Raw genomic sequence first — 25,889 nt, 5'->3', positions numbered from 1 at the left:
GGGGCAAAGCGCCACCCCGCCGAGTGGCGCAGGCTCGGAACCCTGTCGCCGCCCCTCAGGCGCAAGGAGGCGCAGCGGTCAGGAAATCCCTCAGAACGGTATTGAACAGCGACGCCGATTCCAGGTTCACGATATGCCGCCCCGGCAGGCATGCATGACGTCCGTCTTGCACGCCCTCCGCGATGGCTTTCAGATGGGCAGGCCGGCAAACCGGATCGTCATTGCCGGAAACCGCCAGCAACGGGTTCGCGACCTGACCAAGCCGGTCCCGCAGATCCGCTTCTGCAAGCGCCGCGCAGCATCCGACATAGCCATCGACCGAGGTTGCGGCAAAGCTGGCCAGGATCGCGTCCACGGCATCGGGCCGGGCGGCGCGAAAGGCCGGCGTGAACCAGCGCTCCGCGGTTCCGGGCACCAGGCTGCCCAGGCCGTTCGCCTTGACCTCGTCGATGCGGGCGCTCCAGCTTTCCGCGCTCCCGATCCGGGCGGCAGTGGCGCAAAGGGCGATGCGGTCGAACCGCGCCCCGGCATGGATGGCAAGCCATTGCCCGGTCAGCCCGCCGATGGACAGGCCGCAGAAATGCGTGCGCTCGATGGACAGCGCATCCAGCAGCGCAATCACGTCGCCACCCAGATCGGCCAGGCCGTAAGGCGGCGTCGGGGCTTCGGACCTGCCATGGCCGCGGCGATCATAACGCAGAATTTGGAAGCTGCCCGAAAGAGCCGCAACCTGGGTATCCCACATGGACAGGTCGGTGCCCAGGGAATTGCAGAAGGTCAGCCACGGCTTCTCCCCTGTCCCGCCGTCGATGCGGTAGTGAAGCCGGTGGGTGGGCAGGTCCAGATAGGGCATGGTCGGCCTTTCACAAGATGCGGCGCGCGGCCGGAACCGCGCGCCTTGTCGCTGTCGTTCTCAGGCGGCGGCAAGCTGCGTCGCGTCGCGGGTGCGCGCGTTGCTGAGCGCAAAGACCAGCATCGCCAGGGCCGAGACCGCCGCCGGGATCGCGAAGATCAGGAAGTTCTGCCCCAGCGGCAGTTCCCGCGCCAGCAGCACCCCGCCAAGCGTCGGCCCGACGATCGCACCGATCCGGCCGACGCCCGAGGCCCAGCCCAGTCCGGTCGAGCGGACCGACAGGTTGTAAAGCTGCGCCACGCTTGCATACAGCAGGATCTGCGTGCCGATGGTCGTGGCCCCGGCGACAAAGACCAGCAGGAACAGCACGCCCGACGCCGGGTTGAGGCCGATCAGCGCAATGGATGCCGCCGCCGCCGCAAAGAAGGCGACCACGACCTTCGGCAGGCCGAAGCGGTCGCCCATCCATCCTCCGGCGATGGCGCCCGCCATGCCGCCGAAGTTCAGCGAAAAGAGGCTGAGAAGGCTGGCCCGTTCGGCATATCCGGCCTCTTGCAGCACCTTGGGCAGCCAGGAGGACAGCAGATAGACCAGCAGCAGGCAGCAGAAGAACGACACCCACAGCATCAGCGTGCGCAGGGTGCGATTGTGGCGGAACAGTTCGGCGACCGAGGCCGAGGCACCCTTGGTTTCGCTGAACACCAGCCTGTCATCGGCCGCCAGCACCGTCGAGGGGCTGATCCTGGCAAAGATGCGCCTCGCTTCGTCCTGCCGGCCCTGCCGGATCAGAAAGCCCAGCGATTCCGGCAGCTTCCACAGCACCAACGGCAAAAGCAGCAGCGGCACGGCAGCGATGAAGAACATCGGCTTCCAGCCGAAGCCGGGGATGAGCCCGATCCCCAGCCCCGCCGCGACCATGCCGCCGACCGAATAGCCCGAGAACATCAGCGCGACCATCGTGCCACGCAGGCGCCTGGGCGCGTATTCGTTCATCAGCGCGACGGCATTGGGCATCAGCCCGCCGCAACCCAGACCTGCGACGAAGCGGAAGACCTTGAACTGCTCGGGCGAATTGGCAAAGCCCGTCAGCAGGGTCGCCGTGGTGAACAGCACGAAGCTGATGGCGACGCCCTTCTTGCGGCCGATCCTGTCGGCCAGCGGGCCCAGGATCAGCGCGCCGAACATCATCCCGAACAGCGCCCAGGCCTGAAGCGCGCCGGCCTGCGGCTTGGTCAGGCCCCATTCCGCGATCAGCGTGGGCAGCACGGTGCCGGCCACGAACACGTCGTATCCGTCGACGATCAGCAGCGTGCCGCAAAGCGCGACGACCATCCATTGGAAGCCGCCGAAGCGGCCCTGGTCTATCGCCTCGTTCACATCAATGCTTCGCATTGTCTTCTCCTCCCTGTTGTCCTGTCCGCTTGAAGATCGGATCAGCCGATGTCGCCTCCCGCGACGGGCAGAATGCTGCCGGTGATGTAGGATGCCTCGTCGGACGCCAGGAACAGGATCGGCGCGGCCTGTTCCTCGATGCTGCCGTAGCGCTTCATGAAGGCGGACTGCTTCACCTGGTCCACGACCTCGGCCATCCATTGCCGTTCGGCGGGGCTGTCGCCCTCGGCATTGCGCGGAATGCGACGGGGCGGTGCCTCGGTGCCGCCGGGGGCGGTTGCGACCACGCGGATGTTGCGGGGGGCCAGCTCCATCGCCAGCGACTGGGTGACGGCATTGATGCCACCCTTGGCCGCCGAATAGGGAACCCGGTGGATACCGCGCGTGGCGTTCGAGGAAACGTTGACGATGGTGCCGCCGCCGCGCGCCGTCAGATGCGGCAGGACGGCGCGGCAGCAATACAGCGTCGGCATCAGCGATCGCCGGATCTCGGCGTCGATCTGGGCGGGCTTGAACTCGGCAAAGGGCCGCATGCGGATCGCGCCGCCGACATTGTTGATCAGGATGTCGATACCGCCGAAGATCCGGGCGGCATGGCGCATCGCAGCCTCGGCGCCCTCCCAGGTTTCCAGATCGGCATGGAAGGCCGCAGCCTCGCCCCCGGCCTCGGCCGCCACATCGGCCACGAAATCGGCCCGGTCCACGAACAGAACCCTGCCGCCCTCGGCGGCCGCGCGCAGGGCGACGGCACGGCCGATGCCCTGTGCCGCCCCCGTCACCACCAGCACCTTGCCGGAGAAACGCCCGGCGAAAACGGCCCCGGTCATGCGGTGGCCTTCAACGGCGCGTTCGGCGTGAACTTCTCGTAATGAAAGCCGGCCGGTTCGATGCCCTGTTCGTCCAGATGGCGACGCACGGCATCGACCATCGGCGGAGGACCGCACAGATAGATCTCGACCCCGCCCGCCGCCAGCATCTGCTGCGGCATGTGCTGCGTGACCCAGCCCTTGCGCGGATGCTCCGAAGACTGATCGGCCACGACGGTCGCGAAGGTGAAATTCGGCAGGCGGCCGGCATAGGCCGCGACCTGATCGACCAGCACCAGATCCAGATCGCGCGTCACGCCATAGATCAGGTGGATCTGGCGCCGCGAACCGGCGCGGGCCAGAACCTCGAGCATGGACAGGAACGGCGCAAGGCCGGTGCCGCCGGCCAGGAACAGCAGCGGGCCGTCGCCGTCGCGCAGATAGAAGCTGCCCATCGGCCCGGTCAGGGTCAGCCGGTCGCCGGGCCTGGCGCGGGCCAGCCAGCCGCCCATCAGCCCATCGGGGATCTTCTTGATCAGAAAGCCCAGCCGATGCTCGCCCGGAGCGGAGCTGAAGGAATAGGATCGATGGTCGCCGCTGCCCGGCACGTCGATGTTGACATATTGCCCCGGCAGGAAGGCCGGTGCGGCGTCCTGGTCGTCCACCGCCAGTTCCAGCACCACGGCCGCGTCGTGATGCGGCTCGATCCGGGTCACGGTGGCCGCGAATTGCTGCTGGCCCGTCTTGCAGGCCAGCGAGGTCGTCGGCACCGACAGCACGCAGTCCGAGGACGGCACCATCTGACAGGTCAGGACAAGGCCCTCGGCGGCCTCGTCCTCGGTCAGGGCGTCCTCGATATAATCCTCGCCCATGTCGTAGGCACCGCTTTCGGCACGGCACTTGCAGGTGCCGCAGACGCCGTCCGAACAGTCCATCGGCAGGTTGATCCTGTTGCGGAACGCGGCATCAAGAACCTTTTCGCCCGCCTTGCAATCGACGAAGCGGGTCACCCCGTCCTCGAAGTTCAGTGCGATCCTGTAGCACATGGTCGCCTCCTCCTTGCGGTTGTGCTTGGGTCCGGCGGCCGTCAGACGTGATAGACGTCGATGACCTGGCGGATGTAGTCGTTCTTCAGGACGATCTTCTTGTTCGCGATCAGCAGGCCGTCGGCCGTCCTGCGCAGGGTCGCGAAGGTGGTTCCGAAGAACTGGTCGGTGACCTTGTAGCGGTGGTTCAGCGTGTGGAAGTTGTAGCGGACATCCACCTCGGCGCCCCGGTCGGCCACCACCTCGACATTCGCCACGGTGTGGCTGGTCCGCGGCTCGGGCGTGGATGCGCCCGAGCGCTCGGTCTTGATGCGGAACACCCGGTCCTCCAGCCCGTCCCGGCTGGGATAGTAGATCAGCGAGATCTGCGACTGCGGATCCTCGGTGATCTGGTCGTTGTCGTCCCAGGCGGGCATCCAGTAGGTGACATCCGGCGCATAGCAGGTCAGCCATTCGTCCCATTGCCGGTCGTCGAGCAGGCGCGCCTCGCGATAGAGAAAGGCGCAGATGGCATCGTAGTCCCGGGTCATGCGACGGCTCCGATCTTTTCGGCCGACAGCGCCTCGCGCATTACCTTGGCCCAGTATTCGTGCTGGCAGACGAACAGCCCCTCGTCCTCGCTGCGTTCGCCGGACAGAAGCGGCTTCAGCCCCATGCGCCGGGCATTTTCGTCCGGCCCGTCGATCCAGAGGGGCGCGCCCCGCGACATGTCGTTCCACAGGGTCACGGTGCCCGCATAGCCGGTCTGGCAGGCACGGAATTCCTCCAGGTCGTCCGAGGTGCCCATGCCCGAGACGTTGAAGAAATCCTCGTATTGGCGGATGCGATGGGCGCGATCCTCGGCGCTTTCCCCCTTGGGAGCGAAGCAGAAGATGGTGACCTCGGTCTTATCGACGGAAAGCGGGCGGACGACGCGGATCTGGGTGCTGAACTGGTCCATCAGGAACACGTTCGGATAGATGCACAGGTTGCGCGTCTGGTTGACGATGAAGCCCGCCTTCTCTTCGCCCAGCCGGGCGGCGATTTCCTCGCGGCGGTTATAGACCGGGCGGACCTCGGGGTTCTTCGTGTTGGTCCACAGCAGGATATGGCCGTTCTCGAAACCATAGACGCCGGCGACGGACTTGCTCCAGCCGTTGGCATCGACCGCCTTGGTGCCGGTTTCGCTGCGGCGCTCCATGGTGGTGGCATAGTTCCAGTGGACCGAGCTGACGTGATAGCCGTCGCAGCCGTTTTCCATCTGCAGCTTCCAGTTGCCGTCATAGATGTAGGAGGAATTGCCGCGCAGAACCTCCAGCCCCTCGGGGGCCTGGTCGACGATCTGGTCGATGATGATCTTCGTTTCCCCCAGGAATTCGTCCAGGGAGGCCACATTGGGATCGAGGCTGCCGAACAGGAAGCCGCGATAGCTTTCAAAGCGGGCCACGCGGGTCAGGTCGTGCGACCCGTCCTTGCCGAACTGGTCGGGATATTGCGTGGTCCTGGCATCCTTGACCTTCAGCAGCTTGCCGGTGTTGGAAAAGGTCCAGCCGTGGAACGGACAGGTGAAGCTGCCCTTGTTGCCCTGCTTGCGGCGGCACAGCATGGCGCCCTTGTGGGCGCAGGCATTGATGACCGCATTCAGCGCGCCGGTCTTGTCGCGGGTGATGACCACCGGCTGGCGGCCGATCCAGGTGGTGTAATAGTCGTTGGTTTCGGGGATCTGGCTTTCATGCGCCAGATAGACCCAGTTGCCTTCGAAGATGTGCTTCATCTCCAGCGCGAACAGATCCTCGTTGGTGAAGATGTCGCGGCGGCAGCGGTAGAGGCCGGCCTCCTTGTCGTCCTGCACGGCCGTTGCCAGCAGATGATCCAGGTCGCGTGCCTTTTCGATGATCGCGGACATGAGTTTCCCTCCCAGGGGAGGCGCCTTTCGCGGGCCGGCCCCTGCCAGATGTCGGTGATGAAAGGTTTGGTTCGGACCGGGCAGCCGCCCCTGCCGGGGGCCGCCCGAGATTGCCGGTCAGGCTGCGGCGCGGCGACGCTGTTCGTTGACCTGGTTGTCGACGCCGTCGACCAGGGCGGTCAGGTGGATGTCGAAGGCGATCTCGGCAAAGGGGCCGTTGAGGTTGTTGGCGTGGATGCTTTCCTCGTCCGTGCGTTCGACGACCGAGGGCACCAGCCCTTCGCGGGTGGCATAGGCGAAGTCGTCGTTGATCAGCGGATCGCCTTCGATGTTGATCTGCGTAGTCAGCTTGCGGTGACCGTCGGCGCTGACGAAGAAATGGATATGCGCCGGACGCTGGCCGTGGCGGCCAAGCGCCGTCAACAGCTTTTCGGTCGGGCTGCCGGGGGGCACGCCATAGCCGCTGGGCAGGATGCTCTGGAACCTGTAGCGCCCGTTCTCGTCGGCGATGATCGTGCGGCGCATGTTGAAGGGCGCCTGCTTGCCGGTCGGATCGAAATGCGAATAGAAGCCGCGGGTGTCGCAGTGCCACACCTCGACCTTGGCGCCGGGCAGCGGCTTGCCGTCCGATCCGTAAACCGTGCCGTGCATGACCAGCGTATGGCCGTCGGTGTCGGTGCCGTCATCCAGCCGCGCGAAGCCGACGGATTCCGGGGCGCCGGCCACATAGAGCGGCCCCTCGATGGTGCGCGGCGTGGGGTTCTCGATCCCCAGCGAGGCGTCGATGGCATCCAGCCGTTCGTCGATGAAGTGATCGACCCCCAGGCCCGGCGAGATCAGCCCGGCCTGCCCGGCCGCGCCCAGATCGTTCAGCCAGGCCACGCCCATCCAGTATTCGTCGGGGGTAATGTCCAGATCGTCGATGGCCTTGAACAGGTCGGACATCAGCCGATGCACGATCTGCTTCATGCGCGGATTGCCGCTGTCGTTGTTCAGCCCGCTGAGTTCCTTCAGGAACGCCTGGGTGTCGGGTCGGTCGAAAATCTTGACGGTCATTGTCTCTCCTCCTGGATTCGCTTGGAAACTGGGGTGGGCCGGCCCCTCCACCGGCCCGTGGGCATGGTCAGCTGTCATCCTCTCTGATCGCCGACGGGTGGCGCAAAAGCGGCGTGACCTCGATGTTCATGAACGGAAAGAGGGGCAGGCCCGAGAGGATCTCGTGCAGCTCGGCATTGTCGCGAACGTCGAAGATGCTGACATTCGCGTATTGCCCGGCGACCCGCCAGATATGGCGCCACTTGCCGCTGCGCTGCAGGGCCTGCGAATAGGCCCTTTCGCGCGCGATGATCTCTGCCGCCTCTTCGGCCGGCAGGTCGCGCGGGATCTTCACGTCCATGAGCACATGATAAAGCATCGTCACACCTTTCCGCCTGGCAGGCTGATCGTCTTGCGGATGCCGTCGCGGGCGAAGAAGGCGACGCGATCCTCATCCAGCGTCACGCCAAGGCCCGGACCTCGGGGGACGGTCAGTTCGAAATCGCCGTAGTCCAGCGGCTCGGCCAGGATCTCTTCGGTCAGCAGCAGGGGGCCGAACAGTTCGGTTCCCCATTGCAGGTTGGCAAAGGTCGAAAAGGCGTGGGCCGAGATTGCGGTGCCCACCGCGCCCTCCAGCATGGTGCCGCCGTAAAGCCCGATCCCGGCCGCATCGGCGATGGCCGCGACGCGCAGCGCGTTGAAGGCGCCGCCGCTTTGCTCCAGCTTGACGGCAAAGACATCCGCGCCCTGCACGCGCGCGATCTCGAAGGCGCTTTCCGGCCCGGTCAGGGATTCGTCGGCCATCAGCGCCACGGGAAAGCGGCGCACCAGCCGCGTCAGGGCCGCGGTCGACGCCACGGGCTGCTCGACCAGTTCGCAGCCCGCATCCGCCAGGGCGGCCATGCCGAAGGCGGCCTCGCCCTCGGACCAGGCCATGTTCACGTCCACGCGCACCGCGGCGCGGTCGCCAAGCGCGGCCTTGATTGCGGCCACATGGGCGATGTCGTCACGGACCCCGCGGGCGCCGATCTTCAGCTTGAAGACACGGTGGCGGCGCAGATCCAGCATCCGCTCCGCCTCGGCGATGTCGCGCGCCGTGTCGCCCGAGGCCAGCGTCCAGGCCACCGGCAGCCGGTCGCGCCGCCGCCCGCCCAGAAGCTCGCTGACCGGCAGGCCGACCCGCCTGCCCTGCGCATCCAGCAGCGCCGTTTCCACGGCCGATTTGGCAAAGCGGTTCTCGCGCACCATCCCGCCGATCCGCGCCATGAGCGCCTGCACCTGCGTCGCATCCTGGCCGACCATCACCGGCGCGAACCAGGTGTCGATGTTGGTCTTCATGCTTTCGGGGCTTTCGCCGCCATAGGCCAGGCCGCCGATCGTGGTGCCCTCGCCGATGCCGACGATCCCGTCGCTGCAATGCACGCGGACAAGCATCAGCACCTGCCCGTTCATCGTCGCGACCGACAGCTTGTGCGGCCGGATCGTCGGCAGATCGACGATCACCGTTTCCACACGCGAAACGACCGGGCGGATATCCGAGGCTGGGGCGAGGGGGGCGAATGACTTGTTCATGGCGCCAAACTGCGTCGGGCGCCATCATGTGTCCAACACCATTTGGGTTTACCGCGATACCTGAAAGGTATTATAGGAAAGAAAATACGGTTGATCAGCCGCTTGCTGCGGCACAGAATACCAAAAACAATCGTTCTTCTTGCTCTTGAAACCCTGGGGATGGCGATGGACCTGCGACAGTTGCGCTATTTCACCGCCGTCGCGCGGGAACGGAACTTCACCCGCGCGGCGCAGTCCCTGAACATCGCCCAGCCGCCCCTCAGCCGCCAGATACAGCTTCTTGAGGAGGAACTGGGCGTCGTCCTGATCCTGCGCAAGAGCCGGCCCATCAAGCTGACGGATGCGGGACGGCTGTTCTATGAGCAGGCGCTTCAGGTGCTGGGGCGCGTCGATCAGATGAAGGATGCGACGCGCCGGGTCGGGCTGAACCGGAACCGGGTGCTGTCCATCGGCTTCGTGGCATCGACGCTTTACGGCGGGCTGCCGTCGCTGGTCAGGAAGCTGCGCCAGAATGTGCCCGAACTGGACATCCAGCTGCTTGAGATGCTGTCGATCCAGCAGATCCCCGCGCTGAAGGAAGGGCGGATCGACATCGGCTTCGGCCGCCTCAGGCACAGCGACCCGAATGTCGTCGGCACCGTCCTGCGCGAGGAACGGCTTGTGGCCGCCCTGCCCCAGGACACGTCCCTGGCGCGGGATCCCGCACCGCTGCCCCTGGCTGCGCTGGCCGGGCAGAAGCTGATCGTCTATCCCAAGGAACCACGCCCAAGCTATGCCGACCAGATCATCAACCTGCTGCAAGAAGAGGGCATACGCACCGCCGATGTGCTGGAGGTGCGCGAAATCCAGACGGCGCTGGGGCTGGTCGCGGCGGATTCGGGCATCTGCATCATCCCCTCATCGGCCCGGCAGATGCGGTCGGACGTGAGGTATCGGATAATCGACAGCCCGCGGGCGACCTCTCCGGTCATCCTCAATCACCGTGCGGGCGACACGTCGCGCTATCTCGATCTGGTCAAGCAACTGATCCGGGACATGTATGCCGAAAACCCGGTCTGGCTGGAGGCCAACAACCTTCGCGCCCCGATTGCCGGGGAGAAAGGCCCGGGACCATCAGGAAGATAGGCGCCCTGCCCGCACTACGCCCAGGGGCCTTAATCCGCCGGTGGACCACCGCTGCGCGTCGAAAACGCCAGCACCGGCACGGCCCCTTCATGCAGCCGCGGGAAACGGCACAAGGATCAATCGTCGACGCCGACCATGACATCCGACGCCTTGATCACGGCCGAGGCGCGACCGCCGACCGCCAGGCCAAGCTCCTTCACCGCGTCATTGGTGATCGAGGCGGTCACCACGCTGCCGCCCAGGTCGATGCGGACATGGCTGGTGACCGCCCCGGTCACGATCTCGGTCACGGTGCCGGGCAGGACGTTTCTTGCGCTGAGTCTCATCTGTAAGCTCCTCTTTTCAATCAACTGTGGATCGGGCGGCTTCGCCAAGGCAGGCCGCCTGCAGCCATGCCGGAACCTGGTCCCGGTCGGCCGGCAGCGGTCGCGCCTTGCCCTTTCCGCGGCCCACAGCCTCCTGCTTGCCGAACCTGTTCACGATCAGCCGTTTGGACACTGGAACGCATCGATGGCCGCTGGCAAGACCTGTAGCGGCCCCGGCCGGCCCGATCTGCAACACCATGGAAAGAAAGTCTTTCAACGCCACTGGCCTATGTTCATCCGTCTCGATTTCATTATGTTTATTCAAACATAACGATTCTCTCCGATGGCGGAGGGTCATTTCAGGAGGGACATGGATGCGGGTCACGACAAAGGCGGGATTGCTCTGCGCCACCATTCTTGGCTGGGCGGCAACGCCGGTCGCGGCGCAGGTGGCCGAGCCGTCCCAGATCTTCGTGCTGGGCACGATCACCCTGACGGCGGACAGCGACGAAAGCCGGGGCGGCACGACGACCAGCGTGACCTCCGACGAGGTCCTGCGCAGCAACCGCACCTCGCTGGACGACGCGCTGCGGGTCGCGCCCGGAGTGCAGGTCGGCAATACCGGCGGCAGCCGGAACGAGCGGCTGATCCATGTCCGGGGCTTCGACCGCTTTCAGGTTCCGCTGTCGGTCGATGGCATCCGCGTCTATCTGCCCGCCGACAACCGACTGGATTACGGCCGCTTCCTGACGCCGGACCTGGCCGAAATCCAGCTGCAAAAGGGCTATGTCTCGGTCCTGAACGGGCCGGGCGGCATGGGCGGCGCGATCAATCTGGTCACGCGCCAGCCGACCCAGCCTTTCGAGGGCGAGGCGCGCCTGGGCATCGAGGCCGGGAACCGCGGCGACGTGACGGCACGCAGCGGCTTTCTGTCGCTGGGCACGCGGCAACAGGATTACTGGCTGCAGGGCAGCCATATGCAGCGGGACAGCGACGGATTCTACCTGTCGCGCGACTATGAGCCGCGACCGCAGCAGGGCGCGGGCCTGCGCGACAACAGCGACACCGACGACAGCCGCCTGAACCTGAAGGCGGGCTGGACGCCGAACGCAAGCGACGAATATGTGCTCAGCTATACGCGCCAGACCGGCTCGAAAAAGGCCCCCTACAACATCGACCAGCCCATTCGCGGCATCACCGACGCGCCCGGACCGGGCCAGGGCTGGCAACGCGACTGGACATGGCCGGAATGGGACCTGGACAGCCTTGCCTTCTATTCCCATACCGAACTGGGCGGCGGCTATCTGAAGACGCGGGCCTATTACAATCGCTTCGACAACCTGCTGTCGGCCTGGGACGATGCCAGCCATTCCGCCCAGACCGAGCGGCGTGCCTTCGACAGCCGCTACAAGGACCGGGCCTGGGGGCTGAGCCTGGAGGCGGGGGCCGATCTGGGCGCGGCCAACACCTTGCGCGGTGCGCTGCACTATCGCCGCGACAAGCACCGGTCGATCCAGTTTTCGCAGCCCGGCCTGGGCGGCGGTGCCGACCCGACCGAGGTGAGCGAAGAGAAAACCTGGTCGCTGGCGCTGGAGAACACCTGGCAGGCGCGCGACGACCTGAGCGTCATCGCCGGGATCAGCTACGACCGCGCCGAGGTGCTGAAGGCCGACCGCACCGCCGATGATGCGGGCCTGCCGACCGGCTCTTCGGATGCGGTGAACTGGCAGCTGGCCGCGATCTGGCAGCCCGATTCCCGCGGGGAATTCCATGCCAGCCTGTCCTCGCGCACCCGTTTCCCGACGCTCTTCGACCGCTACAGCACGCGGTTCGGCTCGGCCGTGCCCAATCCCGACCTGAAATCCGAACGCGCGCTGAATGTCGAGCTTGGCTATGGCGGCGATCTGGGCCCTGCGCGGATCGAGACGGCGCTGTTCTACAGCAAGGTCAAGGACATGATCCAGTCGGTGCCGACCGGCGAGTTGAACGACGAGGGCGAGGCCCTGTCGCAAAGCCGCAATGTCGGCGACGGCACCTACAAGGGCTTCGAGGTCGTGGCCAGCTGGGAACTCGGCGACCGCTTCGGGCTGGTGGCGAACTATACCTATCTGCACCGGGACATCTCCGATCCGATCCGCGCCGATTACCGCCCCACCGACACGCCGCGCCACAGCGCCTATCTGCGGCTCGACTGGCGGGCGATGGACAACCTGACCATCTCGCCCTCGGTCGAGTTTTCCAGCTCTCGCCTGTCGGAAAGCGCGATCCAGCCCGACGATCCGGCGCAGATCGCCTATACCCGCATGGGCGGCTTCGGACTGGCCAATCTGGATGCCGAATGGCAGGCGACCGAGCAGGCCAGCGTCGTGTTCGGCATCCGCAACCTGTTCGACCGGAACTATCAGCTGGTCGAAGGCTATCCCGAGCCGGGCCGCTCGTTCTTCCTGACGACCCGCGTAACCTTCTGAAACCCCGGGGGCGCTGCGGCTTTCCCGAAGCCTTCGCCGCAGCGCCCCGGTTCCAGCATCCTATCCGCCATAGAGCGGCACCACGGAGCGGAACCCGCGGTCGGCCGCCTTTACGTCGAGGATCCTCACCGGCAAACCGTAAAGCATCTCGATCCGGGTCTCGGTCAGGGCCTCGTGGCAGGGTCCAAAGACCGCCCCCTCCGGCAACATCAGCAGCGCCGTGTCGGCGACGGCCAGCGCGTGGTTGGGCTGATGCGTGGTCATGACGACGGCCAGCCCGCGATCGGCCAGAACGCGCACGAGCCGCAGCACCCGGTCCTGATTGCCAAGGTCCAGCGCCGAGGCGGGCTCGTCCAGAAACAGCGCCGCGGGTTCGGCCGCGATGGCGCGCGCGATCAGCACCATCTGGCGCTGCCCGCCCGACAAGGCGTCGAAACGCTCGGCCGCCTTGTCGGCAAGGCCGATCACCGCCAGCGCCTCCATCGCCGCCTCGCGGTCGCGGCGCCCCGGCATGCGCAGCAATCCGATATGGCGCGCGCGACCCATCAGCACCATGTCGATCACGCGATAGGGAAAGGCGCGGGCAAAGTCCTGCGGCACCAGCGCCGCGGTGCCGGCCACCGTGATCCGCCCCCGGGTCGGTGCGCGCAGCCCGGTGGCGACCCGCAGCAGCGTGGACTTGCCGCAGCCGTTGGCGCCAAGCACGGCCGTGACCTGGCCCGCCGCGACCGCGAAATCCAGGTCGCGGAACTGCCAGCGGGTTCCATCCCAGGAATGCGCGGCCCCTTCGGCGCGGATCAGCGGCTCAGCCATCCATCCGCCTTTCCCGCGTCCGCCACAGCAGGGCCGCGAACATCGGCGTGCCGATCAGTGCGGTCAGGATGCCCAGCGGAATTTCCGAGGCGCTCATGCTGCGCGCGGCATTGTCCACCAGCAGCAGGAACGATCCGCCGAGCAGCGCCGAGGCCGGCAGCAGCACCCGATGATCGGCTCCGACCAGCATCCGCGCCAGGTGCGGGACCACCAGCCCGACCCAACCGATCATGCCGGAAACCGCCACCTGCGCCGAGACGATCATCGCCATCAGCACCAGCAGCAGCCAGCGAAGCCCCGCGACCGGCACACCCAGCGCACGGGCATCCTCGTCGCCCATCGACAGGATATTGATCCGCCAGCGCAGCGCCAGCAGCGCAGCCGCGCAGGGCAGCACCGGCCCCGCCAGAAGAGCCGCCTTGTCCGCGTCGGCGGTGGCAAAGCTGCCCAGCAGCCAGAACACGATCACCGGCAGCTTGTCCTGGCTGTCGGCGGTGAACTGCACCAGGCTGACCAGCGCCCCGAAAAAGCCCGAGACCACGACCCCCGCCAGCACCAGCACCAGGATATTGCTGCGCGACACGACCGAGGCGAAAAGCCAGACCAGCACCAGCGCCGACAGCCCGAAGGCAAAGGCGGCGCCCACCAGCCCCAGATACTGCCAGCCGAACAGGATCGCGAGCGTCCCGCCAAAGGCCGCCCCCGACGAAACGCCCACCACCTGCGGACCGACCAGCGGATTGCGGAACAGTCCCTGAAGCGAGGCCCCCGCCAGCGCCAGCCCCGCCCCGGCCAGCACGGCCATGGCGACGCGCGGCAGGCGGACCACGACGACCACGCTCCATTCCATCGGGCTGACCGGCTCGGCCGGCGCAAGCCAGGGCAAAAGCAGGACCCGAACCACGCTTCCCGGCGGGATGTCGAAGCGCCCGACACCAAGCGAAGCGACGGCGGTAAGGACCAGCACCGCCGCCAGCGCCCACAGGATGCGGGTCTCGCGTCGCGCTGCGGCAACGGACAGCGCGGCGGTCACGGCCGATAGGGCACACGATAGAAGCGGCGGTAATAGTCGTCGGCGCGGGCATCCATGTCGATATCCTCGAAACGCTCGGGATAAAGCGTCTTGGCCATCCACAACTCGCCCAGGGCCATCGCCTCGGGCATCGGATAGCCCCATGCCTTGGCATATTCCGGCATCAGCCAGACCCGGCCTTCCTTGACCGCGTCGATAGGCTGCCAGGAGGGGCCGGCCTTGATCTCGTCCACCACCTGCGGATAGCGGTCCTGCACGAAGATGACCTGCGGGTTCCAGCCCAGGATCTCTTCCATCGTGACCTGCTTGTAGCCCTGGATCTGCTCTGCCGCGACGTTCTTCGCACCCGCGCAAGCCATCATCAGCCCGGTATATTTGCCGGTGCCATAGGTCGTCAGGTCCGGGTTCGCCATATAGGCGCGGACGCGATCGCCCTCGACCACGTCGGCCAGCCGTTCGGCCACCAGCGCCCGCGACTCCGTCGCCGCCGCGATCAGCTCCTCGCCGGCCTCGACCTTGCCGAAGACCTCGGCGATCAGCCGCACGCCCTGGCGGAATCCGGCGTCATAGGCCGCGGCCTCATCGCCGCCGACCACGGGGCTTTGCTTGACCGCCTCTTCCGGCGGGACTTCCAGCAACGAGATCGCCACCACCGGCAGGCCGACGGATTCGATCTGCTCGCGCATCTCTGCCGGCGCGTAATTGGTCACGAAGACGACGTCGGGATCCAGCGCCAGCAATTCCTCGATGTTCACGCTGGTCAGGCCGCCGGGCGTGCCGAGATCCTCGATCCCCGGCGCCAGCCGCGCGAAACCGGGGCCAAGCTGCTTTGTCCACTCGTCCAGCACGCCGACGACCTGGCCTTGCGCATCAAGCTGCACGGCGATGTTCAGCGTCTGGTGCTGCAAGACGACGGCACGCTCGACCGTGTCGGGAACGGTCACCTCGCGCCCGATCTGGTCGGTGACGATCCGGTCGGCAAGCGCGGGCGAGACAGGCCCCAGCGCAAGCGACAGGCCCAGTGCAAGGCGCGCCGTCGGGCGATCATGTCTTGTCATCAATATCTCTCCGGTCTGTCGCGCGCAGGCGATTCGATATATCTAGTTAAGCATATCGAGAGATGCAGGACAGGATGGGAATGTCGCAAATCACTTTCGCCGTGGCGGGCAGCCTGGCTCCTGCCCTTTCGGCATTCGCCCACGCGTTCACCGCAAGGACGGGGCATGAGGTGCAGGTCCATCGCGGCCCCGCCGGACTGCTGGCCGAGGCGATCCGGAACGGCATGCCCGCCGATGTCTTCGTGTCGGCCAGCCCGGACGGTCCGGCCTTGCTGCATCGCGAGGGCCTGTTCGGCCCGGCGCGCACCATCGCCAGAAACCGCATGGTGCTGGTGGTCCGCCCCGGCCTGGACACCTCCATCGGCGACCCGCTGGCGTTTCTTGAAAATCCGCGCTGGCGCATCGGCATGTCCACCCCCGGCGCGGACCCCGGCGGGGATTATGCGGCAGCTTTTCTCGACCGGCTTGCGGCAACGGATCCGGGGCGCTGGCGCGGGCTTCGCGACCGCTGCACCAGCCTTTACGGCGCCTCGCTACCCAACCGGGACGCGGCACCCCGCAGCCCGGCGCTGGACGCATTGCACGGGGACCGGGCGGATTTGCTGATCGCCTATGGAACGACGGCGGGGCAGACCGCGGGGCCTTGCCCGGAACGCGCATCCTGCCGCTGCCGCTGGAACTGGCGCCCCTGACCCGGATCTGCGCCTGCGCGCGGCAGGGTTCCTCTGCCCCTGCACGCCGGTTCCTTGACGACTTGCAGGGCGCCGAGGCAGGCGGCCTGCTGCGCGGTCACGGTTTCCTTCCTCCCTGACCTCGTTGCCTGCCCTATCCCCTGCCGTCGTCGATCCTGGGCAGGAACCAGGCCAGCAACCCGGCCAGCGGCAGGAACGAGCACAACCGATAGACCGTCTCGACCCCGTAGCTTTCGGCCAGCCCGCCGAGGATCGCCGCCGCGATGCCGCCAAGGCCGAAGTTCAGCCCATAGAACAGCCCACCGATCAACCCGATGCGGCCGGGCAGCAGTTCCATCGCATAGATCAGGATCGAGGCGAAGGCGCTGGCCATGATCAGGTTGATCGCCACCGTCAGCACGCCGGTCCAGAACAGGTCCGCATAGGGCAGCACCAGTGTCAGCGGCAGCGGCCCCAGGACCGAGATCCAGATGATGCGATAGCGTCCGATGCGGTCGCCGACGATACCGCCGATCAGCGCCCCCGCCGCCGAGGCCAGAAGAAAGACGAACAGCATCATCTGCGCCGAGGGGATCGACAGCCCGAAACGGTCCATCAGGTAGAAGGTGTAGAACGAGCGGAAGCTTTCGCCATAGGCGTTCTTGGAGAACATCAGCAGCGTCAGCACCACCAGCCCGACGCCGATGGTGAAGGGCGCATGCGCGACGTGACCGCCGCCACCCTTCCTGCCGGCCGAGCGCATCGCCACGAATTCGGCGCTGATCTGCCGCTGCCGGCTGCCGATCCAGACCAGAAGCATCATGGCCATCAGGGCGGCGACCGCGAACCAGGCGAGGCTCGGCTGGCCCCAGGGCACGATGACCAGCGCCGCAAAGACGGGCCCCAGCGCGCCGCCCGCCTGTCCGCCGACCTGGAAGATTCCCTGGGCCAGCCCCTGCCGGCCGCCCGCCGCATAGCGCGCCATCCGCGTCGCCTCGGGGTGGAAGATCGACGAGCCGATGCCGATCAGCGCCACCGAGACCAGGACGACCGCGTAGCTGTGGGCAAAGGCCAGGCTGACCAGTCCCGACAGGGTGAACATCATGCCCACCACCGGCGAATAGGGCGCCGGATGGCGATCCGTCACCATGCCGATCACCGGCTGCAGCAGCGACCCGGCGATCTGGAATGTCAGGGTGATCATGCCGATCTGCACGAAATCCAGCCCATAGGCATCCTTGAGGATCGGATAGGCGGCAGGGATCAGCGACTGCATCATGTCGTTGAGCAGATGCGTCAGGCCCAGCAGCAGAAGCACGGTCACATGGGTTCTGGCGCGGGCGACGGGCATGGTGGCGGTGGTCATGTCGGCAAGCTTTCCGGAAGATGGGCGGGCGGGATGTCCGGTTCCTCGGGCCATATCTGTGACCCGAAAGCGCGGCATGGGCAAGGGCGGCTGGCCGCTCCGGCACTCCCGGCCGGCCGCGCGGCGCGACGGCCTGGACCATGCCCTTGCATGTTCCGCCGCTTTCGCCTTTCGTGCGGGGCAGTTCCGCAGCTTGCCGATATGCCAGCTTCGCTATGACGACGACAGCGATAGCACCGGACCGCGGCCATGCTGATACGCCACCTCAAGTTCTTCGTGACGCTCGCCGAAGAGCAGCATTTCGGCCGCGCGGCCGAGCGCTGCAACGTGACGCAGCCCACGCTGTCCCATGCGATCCGCAAGCTCGAGGACGAGCTGAACCTGGGCCTGATCGTCCGGGGCCACCGTTTCCTGGCGCTGACGCCCGAGGGCGAAAAGGTGCTGCATTGGGGTCGGCAGATCCTGGCGGATTACGACAGCCTGCATGACGACCTGACCGGCAGGGACAGCGGCGGCCTGACAGGGCGGCTGCGGCTGGGCATCATCCCGGCGGCCATGCCTGCGGCGTCGATCCTGACCGAAGCCTTCGTCGCGCGCCATCCGCGCGCCGAGATCGAGCTGCGGTCGATGTCCTCGCGCTTGATCCAGAAGGGGCTGGACAATTTCGAGATCGACGGCGGCATGACCTATCTCGACAACGAGCCTTTGCAGCATGTGCGCTGCTTTCCGCCGTATCCGAGCATTACGTCTTTGCCTGCCGCAGCGGCGACGAGCTTGCCGGACGGGCCGGCGTGACCTGGGCCGAGGCGGCAGCACGGCCGCTTTGCCTGCTGTCGGGCGACATGCAGAACCGCCGGATACTGAATGCCATCGCCGCACGGGCCGGGGTTCGCCTGGCGCCGAAGATCGCCACGAACTCCTTCCTGGGCGTGCTTGCGCATCTGCGGCGCGGTCCCTGGTGCGCGATCCTGCCGCATACCTTCGGCATGGTCTTTACCGGGGTGACCGATCTGCGGCTGATGCCCCTGACCGAACCCGGGCACGCGCAAGAGATCGTGCTGGTGCTGGCGGATCGCATGCCGCAATCCCCCATGGTACGCGCCTTGCAGGACTGCGCCCTGCGCGCCGCCGCCGAGCGGCTTTTCAGCGCCATGCGGGCGGGTTAGTCCCGCCCCACCGGATCACGAAAGGAGAGCCGGATGGACATCATGATCGCAGCGGGACTGGTCATGCGCCCAGACGGCCGGACGCTGCCGGTGCGCATGCCTTCCAGCAGCCCGGCGGCAAGATCGACGCCGGGGAAACCGCCGCAGCCGCCCTGTGCCGCGAGCTTGCCGAGGAAACCGGCTTGCGGGTGGATGCGGGACAGATGCGCGCCCTGGGCCGGTTTCGTGCCCGCGCCGCGAACGAGCCCGGCCGGCAGGTGGTCGCCGACCTGTTCCTGCTGCATCTGCCGGAGGGTGCGGAAATCGTCCCCGGCGCCGAGGCGCGCTGGGTCGATCCGGCATGCGACGACATCCCCCTCGCGCCGTTGAGTGCAGAGGAGATCCTGCCGCGCTGGGGCTCGGGCGCCTTCGCGCCGCAGCAGGCCGGTTAGCCCCGGCTCATCGCCCGGGGGTGGAAGCAGCGGGCCGACGATGTCCAGAATGGTCGCGATGGCCCCCTGCGCCGCTTGCGCCGTCCCCGGCATTTCGAATTCGGCGAGCTCGACCCCGGCAATTTGCTGCGGCGGGATGGCGGCCAGAAAGGCGCGCAGCCTGCCCGGCATAAGCCCGCCGGGAACGGAATAGGCGGCGGGGATCGTGCCGGGCTCCATCGCGTCCCAGTCGACATGCAGCCAGATCGACCCCTCGCCCAGGGCGGCCAGCACCGTTTCCGGCTCGGCCCCCGCCGCGAACCGATGCACGCCGGCCTGTGCCAACAGGGCCTCTTCGGGCGGATCGATGTCGCGGGCGGCCAACAGGGCGACGCGCGCGGGCGACACCTCGCCGCCATGTCCGGTCCGCCACAGGCCGCAGGCCCCGGCCAGCGCCATGCCGCCAAGATAGCCGGTCCCGGTCGTCTCCGGCGTGTTGAAGTCGCCATGCGCATCGACCCACAGCACGCGCAACCCGTCGATCATCCGCGCCGCCGCCGGCAGGGTGGCGATGCTGGCCGAGCAGGTATTGGCGACGACCAGCGGGCACTGGCCGGCGACCGATGCGAAACCCGCTCCCAACCCGCCGGAACCGCAGGAAAATCGCATGTCGCCGCGCGGCATCATCGAAGCCGTCCATGGATCGTTGAAAAACTCCGATTTGCGATTGCATGCGACGGGATGCAGGCTCGGCCCTGTCCACAAGACACCTCGTGCAACCCCCGAGGCATCCAGGGAGGAAAGCCCCGACATCGCCCGGCATCTGCCGGCCCGCCTGCCCATCCAAGGGACAGGCCCGCATTCCCTCGCGCCGATCCACGGCGCGGGGCGGGGCTTCCGGCTGCCTCACGAATGGAAAGGAAGACACATGGCCAAGGTTGTTTGCGTGCTCTACGACGATCCGGTCGACGGCTATCCGACCTCTTACGCCCGGGATTCGCTGCCGGTGATCGAGCGCTATCCCGACGGGCAGACCCTGCCGACGCCCAAGGCGATCGACTTCGTGCCGGGCAGCCTGCTCGGTTCGGTCTCGGGCGAGCTTGGCCTACGCAACTATCTGGAATCGCAGGGCCACGAACTGGTGGTGACCTCGTCCAAGGACGGCCCCGACAGCGAGCTGGAAAAGCACCTGCACGATGCCGAGGTCGTCATCTCGCAGCCGTTCTGGCCGGCCTACCTGACCGCCGAGCGCATCGCCAGGGCGCCCAAGCTGAAACTGGCGCTGACCGCCGGCATCGGCTCGGACCATGTCGACCTGCAAGCCGCCATGGAGCGTGGCATCACCGTGGCCGAGGTCACCTTCTGCAATTCGATCAGCGTGTCCGAGCATGTGGTGATGACGGCGCTGAACCTGGTGCGGAACTATACCCCCTCGCATGACTGGGCGGCCAAGGGCGGCTGGAACATCGCCGATTGCGTCACCCGCTCCTACGACATCGAGGGGATGCATGTCGGCACCGTGGCCGCCGGCCGGATCGGCCTGGCGGTGCTGCGCCGCTTCAAGCCCTTCGGCATGCACCTGCACTATACCGACCGCCACCGCCTGCCGCGCGAGGTCGAGCTGGAGCTGGACCTGACCTGGCACGAGACGCCGCAGGCCATGTATCCCGCCTGCGACATCGTCACGCTGAACTGCCCGCTGCATCCCGAGACCGAGCACATGGTCAACGACGAGACGCTGAAGCTGTTCAAGCGCGGCGCCTACCTGGTCAACACGGCGCGCGGCAAGCTGTGCGACCGCGCCGCGGTGGCGCGCGCGCTGGAAGGCGGCCAGTTGGCCGGCTATGGCGGCGACGTGTGGTTCCCGCAGCCGGCGCCGCAGGACCACCCCTGGCGCACCATGCCGCATAACGCGATGACGCCGCATATCTCGGGCACCTCGCTCTCGGCGCAGGCGCGCTATGCGGCCGGGACGCGCGAAATCCTGGAATGCCATTTCGAGCGCCGGCCGATCCGCGACGAATACCTGATCGTGCAGGGCGGCGGCCTCGCCGGCGTGGGCGCGCATTCCTATTCCAAGGGCAATGCGACGGGCGGCTCGGAAGAGGCCGCGAAGTTCGAGAAGGTCGGCTGACGCCTGCCGGCCCGCGCGGTCCCTCTCGCGCGGGCCTTTTCCGGGGAGGATGACATGTATTCGCAAACACAGGCTGCAGAACGGGAAAAGCCGCCGGTCCTGGCCGTCTATGTCCGCCTGAACCTGCTGCCCGCCTTGGTTTCGGGCCTGGGCGGGGCAGTCGCGATCTGGCTGCTGGCGGGGCTTGCGCAATCGCTGGAGCATGCGCTGCTGATCGCGCCCTTCGGGGCAAGCTGCGTGCTGCTGTTCGCCCTGCCGCAAAGCCCGCTGGCACGGCCGCGCAACGTCATCGGCGGGCATCTCCTGTCGGCGCTGGTCGGGCTTTTGGTGCTGAACCTGATCGGCGATTCCGTCCTGGCCATGGGGGTCGGGGTCGGCTTGGCCATCGCCGTCATGCAATTGACCGGAACCCTGCATCCGCCCGCGGGCGGCGACCCGCTGGTGGTGATCCTGAGCGGCGCGGGCTGGTCCTTTCCGGGCGTGCCGATCCTGGCGGGAACGGTGACGCTGGTGGCGGTCGCCACCGCCTATCACCGGCTGATCTCGATGCGGGCCTATCCGGGCTGAACCGGGGTCATCGGCAGCTCAACACTTGTCGACATGGACCACGCCCACCCCGCGTTCGGCAAGGAACGCCTTGAGCCGGGCATTGGATTCGGCAAAGCCGCCCTTCTTTCACTCCATGCGCCATTCTCCGGCCTCGTCGTCGTAAGGCACCGCCAGAAAGGCCGCCTGGAAGCGCACCGCCAACGCGCCCTCGCGCGGGATGCCGATGCCATGCTTCAGGCACATCTTGGTCAGCGTCACGGTCCTTGCATCGTCGCTCATCTGCATGTCCTTTCAAGCGTTGCGTTCAATCCTGCGCCAGAACGATCCTGGGCGCGTATTTTCCGAGGAAGTGATGGCCCGAGCCACCTTGCGCCAGCACCTCATGCAGCGCCTCGGCATCGGCGACGCGCACGGTGCCCAGGATCATGCCCCGGCGGTCAAGAAAGGCGTCGGGCAGCATCGGCACGGTCGGGCCGACCAGCACCACCCGCGCTTCGGGGCGGGCACAGGCGATCAGCCCGGGCAGGCTGTCGTTGACGAGCGTGGTGCCGGTGATCAGCAACACCTCCGCCCGGGGCACGATGCGGGGATAGCTTTCGGCGGGGCGGAAATGCTCCATCTCGTCGGGGCGCAGCGTGGCCGGATCCTTTTCCAGCACGAAATGCAGCGCGCCGATGCCGCGCAGCGCCTTGAGGAACGGACCGAAGGCACCGACGACAACCGCCGTCTCGTCGGGCCGGATGCGGGCGATGTCGAAGGCGTCGGCATTCTCGACAACGCGATAGCCCCGGGGGCCCGCGACGCTCGGCGGCCAGATGGGCCAGCGCGTTCAGCGCCGCGATGCCGAGCGCGCGGCGCAGCCCCGTATGCGACAGCGCCTCTTGCGCCAGCCGCAGCGCCCCCATGCCCCGCAGCTTGCCGGGAAACGGCATCGCCATGGCCGAAGAGGGGCAGCACACCGCCTCGGGGATGTCTTTCAGCGGCGTGGCGCACAGCCCGGTATGGCCACTGTCCAGCGTGACGGCGACGAAGAACAGCCCCAGCGTGGCACGGCCGACGGTCCGCGCCTCGGCCTCGGGCCCGAGTATTCGGGTCACGGCATCGCAGGTCCGTTCAAGATACGATGCGCCTTCGCCGGTGTCCTTTGGGCGGGGGACGCTCATACCCTGCCCCCCAGGATGGTGCGGATCTGCCCGTCGTCGAGTTCCGTCCCGAAGAAGCTTTTGCAGAAGTCCCGCACCGTCGCGATCAACTCGGCCTCGGGGAAAAGGCCGGGATGGAAATGCGAGGCCGCCCACAGCACGGTCAGCGGCTGCTCGACCGTGCGATTGGCCCGGATATGCGCCCCCATCGGCACGACGAGGATCCGGCCCTCCTGCACCGCGCGCAGTTGCGACAGGTTGGCATCCTCGTCCAGGCGGGCGACATGGGCCGGGTCGCCGACGATGACGATGTCGGGATCGGCGGCCAGCACGACCTCGGTGGTCAGCGCCAGGTTGCGCTGGGCATCCTCGACGCGGGGGCTTTGGGCAAGCTGCGGCGCGAAAACGTCCTGCCAGGCCCAGCGGCCCGATTGCCGCGCCCAGGGCGGCAGGTCGTTGGCATCGCGGATGATACGGCCATAAAGCGCGCCCGGCAGGATCGAGCCCCCGAAGGCGTCAGCGCCCCGATCAGGCAGCGCTGCAGCGTCGTCTTACCCGCGCCGTTTGGCCCGGGCACGCAAAGCACCTCGCCCGGATCCGGCGCGAGGCCGATATTCTCCAGCCGCTGCGCCCATCCGCATCACCCCTGCCGCCGGGCGTGGCCAAAGCGATCCGTTCCCGCCGATCCCTGCGCCAGCGCCTGCGCGACGGCCGGGATGGACCGACCCGATGCCAATGCGGCCGGTCCTTTGCCGATACGAACCACCACCCCGTCTCCTCCTCGCATCCCGGCGAATCGTTGTGTCTATATAAACATAGCGAAAGGAAGCCAAAGGGCATATTGCCCGATAGGCCGAAACTCTCTCCCGCTGCACAGCCGGCCCCCGGCCGAAGGCAGGAAACCAGCGTCTCTCCGATCTGGCTGAACGCCTTGCCGGCACGGTTCCGGCGGGCATTCCGCCGATCCAGGACCACGCCGGCGATCAACCCGTCGAACCGGCTCGGCATCCGTTTGCCGCAGGCAGCCCGCCCGTCTTTCGAAAACGCCCATCGTCATGCGGACCCCGGGCAATGAGGCGAGACAGGGGCCGGCCCGACCCGCGCGGAAGGGCTCAGAACCCGCCGCCGGCCCTTTGGCTGTCCATGTAATGCAGGATTCGCGAAACATGGTTCGCCCGCCAGGCCGTGCCGCGCGCGGTCGTCAGGCCGACCCGGTTCAAGGCCGAGGCGATGTCGCGCAAAGTCGCGCCGCCATCCCTGAGGGGCAAGGCGATCCGCGCGATCTGCTCGACGCTTTCCGCTTCGGCATGGGCGACGGTGCATTGCCAGCTCTTTACCTGGCTTCGCGACAGGTATCGTGCGGCACGCCGGGCATCGAAACGCCGCTCTTCCCTCAGAAGGCGGGCATGGGCAAGAAGGTCCGGCTTTTGCGCGTCCGGCAGCGCCGCGACTTTCAGGTCCAGTTCGGATTCCGCAAGAAAGGCCGCAAAGCCCGCCTCATCGAAAGGCAGGCGGTCGATGCGCGCCACCAGAAGCGTGGCGCCCATGTCCCGGCATAGTGCGAGAGCTTCGATCAGTTCCCCACCGACCTTCCCCGCCCCGGCTGCCTGATCGCATCGCCGCGCCACGACATTGCCCTCCGCATCCCGCTCGAACAGGAAAAATCGGATGTCGCGCTCTTGTGCCGCAAGGCTTGCGTCGGCGCGGCCCAAATCGTCGGGGCCGATGCGGGTATAGATGACATATCGGGTCATGGTCGCTTCCGGTGCTCAAAGGGTCTCGATCAAGGAGCTGGTCGTGCCGTCTCGTCATGGGATTCGTTATATTTATACAAACATAATGAAAGACACGTTGCCAGCCGACTGCCCGGAACGTCATCTTTGGTTGAAAAACTTTCTTCGCGGGGAAACGAAACGGCGACCGACCCTGCCCCGGCTTTCCTGCGGTCGAAGAGCGTGCCAAAGCCAGTCGTGATCCACGCGGCCCGCATTTCCTGCCCGCTCCTTGCTGCGCGGGACATTCCCAAGGCCGGAAATCCGGCTCGGGCGATCAATCCGGCCTGCCGGTCCCGAGTTCGCGCCCTTGGCCGGGATCGCGGCAATCATGCCCGAAATCCCTTGCCGTGACCGACCCGCGCCGGCCGGCCAGCAGCAAGGCCAGCAGGATACGGGCCTTCTTGCCCTGCAACCGGCCCGCCAGGATCGCCCCGGCGCGCTGCAGGTCCAGCGCACCGCCGTCGGCGTAAAGCGGTCGCGTCTCGCCGCGCAGGCAACGCGTCGTCACCACGCAGGTCACCCCCCGGCTCCGCGCGCGGGCCACGGCCGCGACCAGTTCGGGCGTGCCGTTGCCGCAGCCGAAGCCCTCGATCACGATGCCCTGCATACCGGCCGCGACCAGCGCGTCGATGCTGCGCCCATCCATGCCCATCGCCGCAGGCAGCAGCGCCACGTCAGGGCTGATGCCCGCCGCCGGCAGAGGGGCGGGCCGCGGCGGCCGCGCCAGCAGGCGGATGCCCGCGCGGCCGATACGGGCCACCGGGCCGAAATGCGGCCCGGCAAAGCCGGCGCGGGCCTGGGCGTCGATCTTGGTGACATCCTCGGCGGCATAGGCGCTGCCGTCAAAGACCACCACCACGCCCAGGCCCCGCGCCTTGCGCGAAGCCGCCAGCCGCAGCGCCGCCGCCAGATTGCCCGGCCCGTCCGGCGCCGGACTGTCGGCGGCGAATTGCGCCCCGGTGAACACCACCGGTTTCTCGGACCCGATCACCCGGCTGGCCAGGAAGGCGCTTTCTTCCATGGTGTCGGTGCCATGCGTCACCACGCAGCCGGCTACATCGGGATCGGCCAGATGCGCCGCGATCCGCTGCGCCAGCCTCAGCGACAGCGCCAGGTCGATGCGGTTGCTGCCCAGGTTGCAGAACGGATCCACCCGCAGCGCCGGCAGGCCCGGCGCCAGCAGCGCCTCGGGTCCGTCCATGCTGAAAAGCCCGCCGTGATCGGCCGAGAAGCGCGAGGCGATGGTGCCGCCGGTCGAGACCAGCGCGACGATCCGGGGCGCCAT

The 25,889-nt window shown here is 67.2% G+C and carries 29 protein-coding genes and 2 pseudogenes; 8 read left to right on the top strand and 23 right to left on the bottom strand.

Features of this window, described 5'->3' with window-relative positions; translation table 11 throughout:
- Nucleotides 1–55 precede the first annotated feature (55 nt).
- The 9 genes from pcaD to QPR87_RS18555 form a co-directional block, all read right to left on the bottom strand.
- Nucleotides 56–853 carry a 3-oxoadipate enol-lactonase gene (gene pcaD / locus QPR87_RS18595; protein WP_285050750.1) on the bottom strand — a complete coding sequence of 266 codons (798 nt, stop codon included), beginning with the start codon at nt 851–853 and terminating at the stop codon, nt 56–58.
- Nucleotides 854–913: 60 nt separating this feature from the next.
- Nucleotides 914–2,245 (bottom strand): MFS transporter, encoded by a 1,332-nt coding sequence (locus QPR87_RS18590; protein ID WP_104493734.1) that lies wholly within the window; start codon nt 2,243–2,245, stop codon nt 914–916.
- A 41-nt stretch (nt 2,246–2,286) separates the two neighbouring features.
- Nucleotides 2,287–3,072 carry a benzoate diol dehydrogenase BenD gene (gene benD, locus QPR87_RS18585; RefSeq protein ID WP_285050749.1) on the bottom strand — a complete coding sequence of 262 codons (786 nt, stop codon included), beginning with the start codon at nt 3,070–3,072 and terminating at the stop codon, nt 2,287–2,289.
- Nucleotides 3,069–4,097, bottom strand: a complete 1,029-nt coding sequence (gene benC, locus QPR87_RS18580) for a benzoate 1,2-dioxygenase electron transfer component BenC (protein ID WP_011747504.1) — start codon at nt 4,095–4,097, stop codon at nt 3,069–3,071. Before benC ends, benD begins: the two co-directional genes overlap by 4 nt.
- Nucleotides 4,098–4,138: 41 nt before the next feature.
- Nucleotides 4,139–4,627 (bottom strand): benzoate 1,2-dioxygenase small subunit, encoded by a 489-nt coding sequence (gene benB, locus QPR87_RS18575; protein ID WP_011747503.1) that lies wholly within the window; start codon nt 4,625–4,627, stop codon nt 4,139–4,141.
- A complete protein-coding gene (locus QPR87_RS18570) occupies nt 4,624–5,982 on the bottom strand; it encodes an SRPBCC family protein (protein WP_285050747.1) in 1,359 nt (452 codons plus the stop codon). Before QPR87_RS18570 ends, benB begins: the two co-directional genes overlap by 4 nt.
- 117 nt (nt 5,983–6,099) lie before the next feature.
- On the bottom strand, nt 6,100–7,038 hold the full coding sequence (gene catA / locus QPR87_RS18565; RefSeq protein ID WP_104493739.1) for a catechol 1,2-dioxygenase: 939 nt from the start codon (nt 7,036–7,038) through the stop codon (nt 6,100–6,102).
- A gap of 67 nt (nt 7,039–7,105) precedes the next feature.
- Nucleotides 7,106–7,396, bottom strand: coding sequence for a muconolactone Delta-isomerase (gene catC, locus QPR87_RS18560; protein WP_285050764.1), 291 nt, complete (start codon nt 7,394–7,396; stop codon nt 7,106–7,108).
- A 2-nt stretch (nt 7,397–7,398) separates the two neighbouring features.
- On the bottom strand, nt 7,399–8,589 hold the full coding sequence (locus QPR87_RS18555; RefSeq protein ID WP_285050746.1) for a muconate/chloromuconate family cycloisomerase: 1,191 nt from the start codon (nt 8,587–8,589) through the stop codon (nt 7,399–7,401).
- Between the two features lie 165 nt (nt 8,590–8,754).
- Between QPR87_RS18555 and QPR87_RS18550 the strand changes: the two genes are divergently transcribed.
- Nucleotides 8,755–9,714: a LysR family transcriptional regulator gene (locus QPR87_RS18550; protein ID WP_285050745.1), complete on the top strand. Its 960-nt coding sequence runs from the start codon at nt 8,755–8,757 to the stop codon at nt 9,712–9,714.
- 116 nt (nt 9,715–9,830) lie between these two features.
- Here the strand turns inward: QPR87_RS18550 and QPR87_RS18545 are convergent, their stop codons facing one another.
- Nucleotides 9,831–10,040, bottom strand: coding sequence for a TOBE domain-containing protein (locus tag QPR87_RS18545; RefSeq protein WP_285050744.1), 210 nt, complete (start codon nt 10,038–10,040; stop codon nt 9,831–9,833).
- A 16-nt stretch (nt 10,041–10,056) separates the two neighbouring features.
- Complete coding sequence (locus QPR87_RS18540) at nt 10,057–10,278, bottom strand: hypothetical protein (protein WP_139171644.1); 222 nt, start codon at nt 10,276–10,278, stop codon at nt 10,057–10,059.
- Nucleotides 10,279–10,393: 115 nt separating this feature from the next.
- On the opposite strand from QPR87_RS18540, the gene QPR87_RS18535 reads away from it, so the two are divergent.
- Complete coding sequence (locus QPR87_RS18535; protein WP_285050743.1) at nt 10,394–12,487, top strand: TonB-dependent receptor plug domain-containing protein; 2,094 nt, start codon at nt 10,394–10,396, stop codon at nt 12,485–12,487.
- Between the two features lie 60 nt (nt 12,488–12,547).
- Here the strand turns inward: QPR87_RS18535 and QPR87_RS18530 are convergent, their stop codons facing one another.
- From QPR87_RS18530 to QPR87_RS18520, 3 genes are read right to left on the bottom strand one after another with little or no spacing between them, the layout of a single operon-like run.
- A complete protein-coding gene (locus QPR87_RS18530) occupies nt 12,548–13,300 on the bottom strand; it encodes an ABC transporter ATP-binding protein (protein ID WP_230998842.1) in 753 nt (250 codons plus the stop codon).
- Nucleotides 13,293–14,333, bottom strand: coding sequence for a FecCD family ABC transporter permease (locus QPR87_RS18525; protein ID WP_285050742.1), 1,041 nt, complete (start codon nt 14,331–14,333; stop codon nt 13,293–13,295). The genes QPR87_RS18530 and QPR87_RS18525 overlap by 8 nt, the downstream gene beginning before the upstream one ends.
- Entirely contained in the window at nt 14,330–15,391 is a 1,062-nt protein-coding gene (locus QPR87_RS18520; RefSeq protein WP_285050741.1) for an ABC transporter substrate-binding protein, read from the bottom strand. The genes QPR87_RS18525 and QPR87_RS18520 overlap by 4 nt, the downstream gene beginning before the upstream one ends.
- 80 nt (nt 15,392–15,471) lie before the next feature.
- Between QPR87_RS18520 and QPR87_RS18515 the strand changes: the two genes are divergently transcribed.
- Nucleotides 15,472–16,083 carry a substrate-binding domain-containing protein gene (locus tag QPR87_RS18515; protein WP_285050740.1) on the top strand — a complete coding sequence of 204 codons (612 nt, stop codon included), beginning with the start codon at nt 15,472–15,474 and terminating at the stop codon, nt 16,081–16,083.
- Nucleotides 16,084–16,216: 133 nt separating this feature from the next.
- Here the strand turns inward: QPR87_RS18515 and QPR87_RS18510 are convergent, their stop codons facing one another.
- Entirely contained in the window at nt 16,217–17,428 is a 1,212-nt protein-coding gene (locus QPR87_RS18510; protein WP_230998838.1) for an MFS transporter, read from the bottom strand.
- 249 nt (nt 17,429–17,677) lie between these two features.
- Here QPR87_RS18510 and QPR87_RS18505 point away from each other — a divergent pair, with 249 nt between their 5' ends.
- Genes QPR87_RS18505 through QPR87_RS18495 form a run of 3 tightly spaced genes read left to right on the top strand, consistent with a single transcriptional unit; the run spans nt 17,678 to nt 19,025 of the window.
- Entirely contained in the window at nt 17,678–18,223 is a 546-nt protein-coding gene (locus QPR87_RS18505) for a LysR family transcriptional regulator (RefSeq protein ID WP_285050739.1), read from the top strand.
- Nucleotides 18,220–18,594, top strand: a complete 375-nt coding sequence (locus QPR87_RS18500) for a LysR family transcriptional regulator substrate-binding protein (protein WP_285050738.1) — start codon at nt 18,220–18,222, stop codon at nt 18,592–18,594. The genes QPR87_RS18505 and QPR87_RS18500 overlap by 4 nt, the downstream gene beginning before the upstream one ends.
- Nucleotides 18,513–19,025: an NUDIX hydrolase gene (locus QPR87_RS18495; RefSeq protein ID WP_285050763.1), complete on the top strand. Its 513-nt coding sequence runs from the start codon at nt 18,513–18,515 to the stop codon at nt 19,023–19,025. The genes QPR87_RS18500 and QPR87_RS18495 overlap by 82 nt, the downstream gene beginning before the upstream one ends.
- Before the next feature lie 93 nt (nt 19,026–19,118).
- On the opposite strand, the pseudogene QPR87_RS18490 reads toward QPR87_RS18495, so the two are convergent.
- Nucleotides 19,119–19,673, bottom strand: a pseudogene (locus tag QPR87_RS18490) (arginase family protein); the annotation flags it as partial.
- A gap of 259 nt (nt 19,674–19,932) precedes the next feature.
- Between QPR87_RS18490 and QPR87_RS18485 the strand changes: the two are divergent.
- Together QPR87_RS18485 and QPR87_RS18480 are read left to right on the top strand one after the other, a co-directional pair.
- Nucleotides 19,933–21,138, top strand: a complete 1,206-nt coding sequence (locus QPR87_RS18485) for an NAD-dependent formate dehydrogenase (RefSeq protein WP_285050737.1) — start codon at nt 19,933–19,935, stop codon at nt 21,136–21,138.
- A 54-nt stretch (nt 21,139–21,192) separates the two neighbouring features.
- The gene (locus QPR87_RS18480; protein ID WP_285050736.1) at nt 21,193–21,705 is read left to right on the top strand and encodes an HPP family protein; all 513 of its coding nucleotides are present in this window, start codon (nt 21,193–21,195) and stop codon (nt 21,703–21,705) included.
- A 108-nt stretch (nt 21,706–21,813) separates the two neighbouring features.
- Here QPR87_RS18480 and QPR87_RS18475 read toward each other — a convergent pair whose 3' ends face one another.
- The 7 genes and pseudogenes from QPR87_RS18475 to QPR87_RS18450 form a co-directional block, all read right to left on the bottom strand.
- A complete protein-coding gene (locus QPR87_RS18475) occupies nt 21,814–21,966 on the bottom strand; it encodes a hypothetical protein (protein ID WP_285050734.1) in 153 nt (50 codons plus the stop codon).
- Nucleotides 21,967–21,991: 25 nt separating this feature from the next.
- A complete protein-coding gene (locus QPR87_RS18470) occupies nt 21,992–22,438 on the bottom strand; it encodes a Rossmann-like domain-containing protein (protein ID WP_285050762.1) in 447 nt (148 codons plus the stop codon).
- 82 nt (nt 22,439–22,520) lie between these two features.
- Nucleotides 22,521–22,850 (bottom strand): annotated as a pseudogene (locus tag QPR87_RS23675) (enolase N-terminal-like fold-containing protein); the annotation flags it as partial.
- Nucleotides 22,847–23,161, bottom strand: a complete 315-nt coding sequence (locus tag QPR87_RS18465; protein WP_285050732.1) for a TroA family protein — start codon at nt 23,159–23,161, stop codon at nt 22,847–22,849. The gene QPR87_RS18465 and the pseudogene QPR87_RS23675, both read right to left, overlap by 4 nt.
- An 11-nt stretch (nt 23,162–23,172) precedes the next feature.
- Complete coding sequence (locus QPR87_RS18460; protein ID WP_285050761.1) at nt 23,173–23,442, bottom strand: ATP-binding cassette domain-containing protein; 270 nt, start codon at nt 23,440–23,442, stop codon at nt 23,173–23,175.
- Nucleotides 23,443–23,941: 499 nt separating this feature from the next.
- Nucleotides 23,942–24,583, bottom strand: a complete 642-nt coding sequence (locus tag QPR87_RS18455; RefSeq protein ID WP_285050731.1) for a recombinase family protein — start codon at nt 24,581–24,583, stop codon at nt 23,942–23,944.
- A gap of 295 nt (nt 24,584–24,878) precedes the next feature.
- Complete coding sequence (locus QPR87_RS18450; protein ID WP_285050730.1) at nt 24,879–25,889, bottom strand: asparaginase; 1,011 nt, start codon at nt 25,887–25,889, stop codon at nt 24,879–24,881.

Origin of the sequence: Paracoccus sp. SSJ, assembly GCF_030234105.1 — a bacterium.
GTDB lineage: Bacteria > Pseudomonadota > Alphaproteobacteria > Rhodobacterales > Rhodobacteraceae > Paracoccus > Paracoccus denitrificans.
The sequence above is the reverse complement of the archived record's forward strand: the minus strand, read 5'-3'. Positions and strand labels throughout refer to the sequence as shown.